At 74.3% G+C, this 6,060-nt stretch carries 4 protein-coding genes; 3 read left to right on the top strand and 1 reads right to left on the bottom strand.

Going from position 1 to position 6,060, the window contains the following annotated elements; genetic code table 11:
• On the bottom strand, positions 1-582 hold a 582-nt coding region (locus ACOJTC_RS29690; RefSeq protein ID WP_420119355.1), incomplete at its 3' end, for a class I tRNA ligase family protein.
• A gap of 441 nt (positions 583-1,023) precedes the next feature.
• Here ACOJTC_RS29690 and ACOJTC_RS29685 point away from each other — a divergent pair.
• From ACOJTC_RS29685 to ACOJTC_RS29675, 3 genes are all read left to right on the top strand, one after another.
• Positions 1,024-2,082: an AAA family ATPase gene (locus tag ACOJTC_RS29685; protein WP_420119354.1), complete on the top strand. Its 1,059-nt coding sequence runs from the start codon at positions 1,024-1,026 to the stop codon at positions 2,080-2,082.
• Position 2,083: 1 nt separating this feature from the next.
• A complete protein-coding gene (locus ACOJTC_RS29680) occupies positions 2,084-3,382 on the top strand; it encodes a DUF58 domain-containing protein (RefSeq protein ID WP_204927771.1) in 1,299 nt (432 codons plus the stop codon).
• Positions 3,383-3,506: 124 nt separating this feature from the next.
• Positions 3,507-5,975, top strand: coding sequence for a transglutaminase TgpA family protein (locus tag ACOJTC_RS29675; protein ID WP_420119353.1), 2,469 nt, complete (start codon positions 3,507-3,509; stop codon positions 5,973-5,975).
• Positions 5,976-6,060 lie beyond the last annotated feature (85 nt).

Genomic DNA, 6,060 nt, shown 5'->3' with positions numbered 1-6,060 from the left:
ACCGGCGGCGAACTCGGCGGTCAGCTCGGCGACCGGACGGGCCCGCCGCGCCTGCGGGTCGTACCAGGAGTTGTAGACCTGCAGGAAGATCCACTGGGTCCACCGGTAGAAGTCGGTGTCGATGGTGGCCACCGAGCGCCGCTCGTCGTGGGCCAGCCCCAGCCGGCGCAGCTGCGCCTTGTACCGCTCGATGTTGGCCACCGTGGTCGTGCGGGGGTGGGTGCCGGTCTGCACCGCGTACTGCTCGGCGGGCAGGCCGAACGCGTCGAAGCCCATCGCGTGCAGCACGTTGCGCCCGGCCATCCGCTGGTAGCGGGCGAAGCAGTCGGTGCCGATGTAGCCCAGCGGGTGCCCGACGTGCAGCCCCGCCCCGGACGGGTACGGGAACATGTCCAGCACGTACAGCTTCTCCGCGCCCGCCCGGGGGTGGCCCGGGTCGGCCAGCGGGCCGGTCGGGTTCGGCGCGTGGAAGGTGCCCTCCCGCTCCCAGGTGTCCTGCCACCGACGCTCGATCTCGTCGGCCATGGCCGCGGTGTACCGGTACGGGGGGATGTCGCCCGCCGGTGCGGCTGCCTCGCTCATGCCTTCTCCTTGGCTCCTTGGCGCGGTCGTGTCGGGTCTGGGGAGCGTCGGGCCCGCAGGACCCCGCCGCGGGCACGAAAAAGCCCCTCGCACAGGAGGGGCCGCCGTGCTGTCGCGCGTCAGCGCATCAGCACGGCCCGGTAAGAAGCAGGAAGACTCCGGTCATGTTCCGCAGTGTACCCCGTGGCGTCGGGCGACCGCCCGGCACATCCACCCCGCGACCGTCACCTTCCGTGGTCGCCCGGCCGCGTCCGGTCCCCCGACCTGACGAATATCCGCCGGGTGACCGGCCGACTTCCGGCAGGGTTCGGCGTTCACCGTAAACATGGTTAGCCTGAGAGACCAGTGCGATTCCTGCGGCAGACGAGGCTTCCCGTTGCGAACCGAACGACGGGTCCAGGTGCTCTTTACCGAGCTGCCGTCGCGACGAGGAGAAGGCCCGTGACACAACAGACCTGGGACGAGGTGGGCGGCGTGCTGCCGCACGACGAGTTCCGCGCCGCCAGCGAGGCCATCGTGGCCAACATCGAGCAGGTCATCGAGGGCAAGACGGCGACCGTACGGCTCGCCCTGGCCGTCCTGCTGGCCGAGGGGCACCTGCTGATCGAGGACGTCCCGGGCGTCGGCAAGACCAAACTGGCCAAGGCGCTCGCCCGGTCCATCGACTGTTCGGTGCGGCGCATCCAATTCACCCCCGACCTGCTGCCCAGCGACGTCACCGGGGTCAGCGTCTACAACCAGGAGACGCACGACTTCGAGTTCCGCCCCGGCGCGGTCTTCGCCAACCTGGTGGTCGGCGACGAGATCAACCGGGCCTCGCCGAAGACGCAGTCCGCGCTGCTGGAGTGCATGGAGGAACGCCAGGTCACCGTCGACGGCGTCACCTACCAGCTGCAGACCCCGTTCATGGTGATCGCCACCCAGAACCCGATCGAGATGGAGGGGACGTACCCGCTGCCGGAGGCGCAGCGCGACCGGTTCACCGCCCGGATCGCGATGGGCTACCCCGGCCCGGAGGCCGAGCTGGCCATGCTGGACGGGCACGGCGCCGCCGACCCACTCCAGGAGCTGCGCCCGGTCTCCGACGCCGACACGGTACGCCGGCTGATCGCCACCGTGCGCAACGTCCACGTCGCCGACGCCGTCAAGCAGTACGCCGTCGACCTGGTCACCGCCACCCGGGAGGCCCCCGACCTGCGGCTGGGCGCGTCCCCCCGGGCCACCCACCAGCAGCTGCGCCCCCCCCGCGCGGTGGCCGCCCAGGAGGGCCGCGACTACGTGCTCCCCGACGACCTCCAGGCGCTCGCGGTGCCGGTGCTGGCCCACCGGATCATCCCCACGGCCGACGCCCAGCTGGCCCGCCGCACCACCGACGCGATCGTCGCCGAGCTGGTGCACCGGCTCGCCCTGCCGCCGGACCGCAAGCGCCCCACCGGGTACGACACGCCCCGCCCCGCCGCCGGCAACGGCCGCCCGCCGTTCGAGCCGCGGAGGCCGTGACGTGCGGGACGGGCTGCGTGGCCTGACCACCCGGGGCCGTTCGTTCCTGGCGGCGGCCATCGCCGCCGCGATCTCGGCCGGCATCCTCGGCGAACGGGACCTGCTCCGGGTGGCGGTGCTGCTCGCCGTCCTGCCGCTGCTCGCCGCGCTCTACGTCGGCCGGACCCGGTACAAGCTGGCCTGCAACCGCTCGCTGGACCCGCACCGGGTGCCGGTCGGGGCCAGCTCCCGGGTGGTGCTGCGGTTGCAGAACATGTCCCGGCTGCCCACCGGCACCCTGCTGCTGGAGGACCGGCTGCCGTACGCGCTGGGCAGCCGGCCCCGGGTGGTGCTGGAACGGCTCGGCGCGCACCAGGCCAGCTCGGTGGCGTACACCGTGCGCGCCGACGTGCGCGGCCGGTACGAGGTGGGTCCGCTGGTGATCCGGATGACCGACCCGTTCGGGTTGTGCGAGCTGAGCCGGGCGTTCCCCAGCACCGAACAGCTCACCGTGATCCCGCAGGTCACCCCGCTGCCCTCGGTACGGCTGCCCGGCGAGTACGCCGGCAGCGGCGACAGCCGGGCCCGGTCGGTGGCGGTGCACGGCGAGGACGACGCCGCCACCCGGGAGTACCGCAGGGGCGACGACCTGCGCCGGGTGCACTGGAAGTCGACCGCCCGCACCGGTGAGCTGATGGTGCGCCGCGAGGAGCAGCCCTGGGAGAGCCGCGCCACGGTGGTGCTGGACACCCGGGCGCACGGGCACCGGGGTGACGGCCCGACGGCCAGTTTCGAGTGGGCGGTCTCCGCCGCCGCCAGCATCGCCGTGCACCTGCGCCAGGCCGGATACAAGCTGCGCCTGGTCACCGGCGACGGGGTCGACGTCGACGCCAACGAGGCCACCGGGGACGGCCTGCTCCTCGACCACCTCTCCGACGTCCGGCTCGACCAGCGCGGCGACGTGGCGACGCTGGTGCAGCGGGTCCGCCAGCGCGCCGACGGTGGCCTGATCATCGCGTTGTTCGGGTCGCTGACCACCAGTGAGGCGGAACTGCTCGGCGGGCTGCGCGGCAACGGGGCGACCTGCGTCGGTTTCGTGCTGCACAGCTCCACCTGGCTCAGCCTGCCCGAGCGGGCCCGGTTCGAGTCCGAGCAGGCCCACGCCGCCGCCGCGCTGTCCCTGTTGCAGGGCGGCTGGCGGGTCATCGGGGTCGACCACGACGGCCAACTCCCGGCGCTCTGGCCGCAGGCCGGCCGCGGTTCACAGGGCTTCGCGCTGCGTGCGGCGCTCGCCGAGACGGTCGCCGGGGCCGTCCGGTGAGCCGTCGACCGGCCCCGCACCGGCACCACCGGCCGGTCCGCCGCGCCGCCGACGGGCGTACCGCCGTCGTCGGCCGCCGTGCGGTCGGCCCCGCCACCGACGCCCGACGAGAGAGGGTGACGTCGTGAACGCGTCCCGGAACATCGGCTTCGTGGCCGCCACGGCGACCCTGCTCGCCGCAGCCCCGCTGTCGTCGATCTTCCAACAGTGGACCTGGCTGATCCAGTCGGCCATCGCGGTCGCCGTGGTGGCCGGCGCGGCGGCCCTCACCCGGCTGGTCCGGGCCCCGCTGTGGGGCCAGGTGCTGGGCATGCTCGCCGGCCTGCTGCTCGCCCTGACCTGGCTCTTCCCGGGCGGTGGCGAGCTGGTCGCCTTCCTGCCCACGCCGGCGACGCTGGCCCACTTCGGTGAGCTGGCGCAGGGCTCGTTGCAGGACATGCGCTCCTACGGCGTGAAGGTGCCCGACACCACCCCGCTGCTGTTCATCAGCGTGCTCGGGGTGGGCTCGGTGGCGATCGTGGTCGACGTGCTCGCCGTCGGGCTGCGCCGACCGGCCCTGGCCGGGCTGCCCATGCTGGCCATCTACTCGGTGCCGGTGGCGGTCTACGTCGACAGCGTCCCCGCGCTGCCGTTCGTGGTCGGCGCCGCCGGCTACCTCTGGCTGCTGGTCACCGACAACGTCGACCGGGTCCGCCGGTTCGGCCGCCGGTTCACCGGCGAGGGCCGCGACGTGGACGTCTGGGAGTCGTCCCCGCTGGCCGCCGCCGGTCGCCGGCTGGCGGTGGTCGGGGTGGTGCTGGCCGTGGTGCTGCCGCTGGCCGTGCCGGGGATGTCCGGCGGGCTGCTGGACCAGTTCAACACCGCCGGCAACGGCACCGGCAACGGACGCCTCGGGCAGGGCGGCGGCCCCGGCCGGATCGACCTGTTCGCCGCCCTCAGCGGGCAGCTCAACCAGTCCGAGGTGGCCGACATGGTCACCGTCACCACCACCGAGCAGAACCCGTTCTACCTGCGCTTCGGCGTCGCCGACGAGCTGCGCCCGGACGGCTTCCGGGTGCGCCCGCCCAACGGCCGGCCGGTGAACCGGGACCTGCCCGACCCGGCCGACCGGGCCCAGGCGGGGGTGGAGCAGCAGACCTACCGGGCGACCGTCGAGGTGAACCGGTCGCTGAACATGCCCTTCGTGCCGGTCTACACCGACCCGGTCAGCTTCGACGGGCTCAACGGCAACTGGTCGTACGACCAGAACCTCGGGGTGGTCTTCTCCAACCGGGACAACTCCCGGGGCAAGCGCTACTCCTTCGAGTACGTGCGCTCGACGTACACCCCGGCGGCGCTGCGCCGGGCCCGCCCGCTGCCGGCCGATCACCCGATCCGGCTGCAACAGACCCGCACCCCGGAGGTCCGCGAGGTCAGCGTGCTGGTCAACCGGCTCGTGGAGGGGAAGTCCACCGACTACGACCGGGTCCGGGCGCTCTACGACTACTTCTCCCGGGAGAACGGGTTCAGCTACTCGCTGAGCACCAAGGGCGGCACCAGCGGCCAGGAGATCGTCGACTTCCTCACCAACAAGGTCGGCTACTGCCAGCAGTACGCGGCGGCACTGGCCTGGCTGGTGCGGGAGGCCGGCATCCCGGCCCGGGTAGCGTTCGGCTTCACCAACGGCAGCAGCGTCGACGGGGACACCGCCGTCCTGACCAACCGCAACCTGCACGCCTGGACGGAGGTCTACTTCGACCGGTTCGGCTGGGTGCCGTTCGACGCCACCCCGGCGTACGGCGTCCAGGGGTCGACCCGGTCGGCGTGGGCGCCGGACTCCGACGCCCCGGACCCGGAGCCGTCGGACACGGCCGCGCCGGCCGCGCCGGAGGACCCGGGCGCCACGGCCGGGCCGCAGCGTGACGAGGCCATCGACAAGGACACCGACGCCGGGTTCGACCCGACCACCGGCGCCCCCGTCGAGCGGGCCCCGACCTGGCCCTGGTGGACGCTGGGCGCGCTGCTGGCGTTGGCGGCGCTGCTGGCGCTGCCGGCGCTGCGGCGGCGCGCGCTACGCCGGCAGCGGCACCGTCGGCCCGTTCCGGTGGCGGCCGGCGCCGCCCCCGACGACGGGGCGGGCGCGAGCATCCCGATGACGGTGCTGGGCGCGGACGCCGAGCGGGCCCGCGCGGACGCCCACGCCGCCTGGGACGAGTTGCTGGACACCCTGGTCGACTACCGGGTCCGGGTCGACCGGACGGAGACGCCCCGGGCGACCGCCGAGCGCCTGGCCCGGGAGGCGGTCGGCGAGGACGCCGGCTCCGCCACGGCGGTACGGCTGCTCGGCCGGGCCGAGGAACGCGCCAGGTACGCCCGGGACCCGCTCACCGGCGAGCCCCTGCACCCGGCGCTGCGGACGGTACGGGACACCCTCGCCGCGCGGGCCGACCGGCGTACCCGGCTGCTGGCCGCCGTGCTGCCGCCGTCGGTGCTGCTGCGCTGGCGTGCCTCGCTGGGCGACAGCTCGGCGCGGCTGGTGACGGCCTCCGGGCGGCTGCGTCGCCTGCTGCTGCGCTGGAACCCCCGCCGCCTGCTGGCCACCCGCCGCGCCTGACCGCCGGGCTGGTCGGGCGGGCCGGGGGGGTGGGGTAGGCGCATGTGGGGGGGGGGGGGGGGGGGGGGCACCCCCGAGGCAGCCC

This window comes from Micromonospora sp. (assembly GCF_048594385.1).
GTDB classification, from domain to species: domain Bacteria; phylum Actinomycetota; class Actinomycetes; order Mycobacteriales; family Micromonosporaceae; genus Micromonospora; species Micromonospora wenchangensis.
Note: the sequence above shows the minus strand (reverse complement) of the source record. Positions and strands in the feature narration are given on the sequence as shown.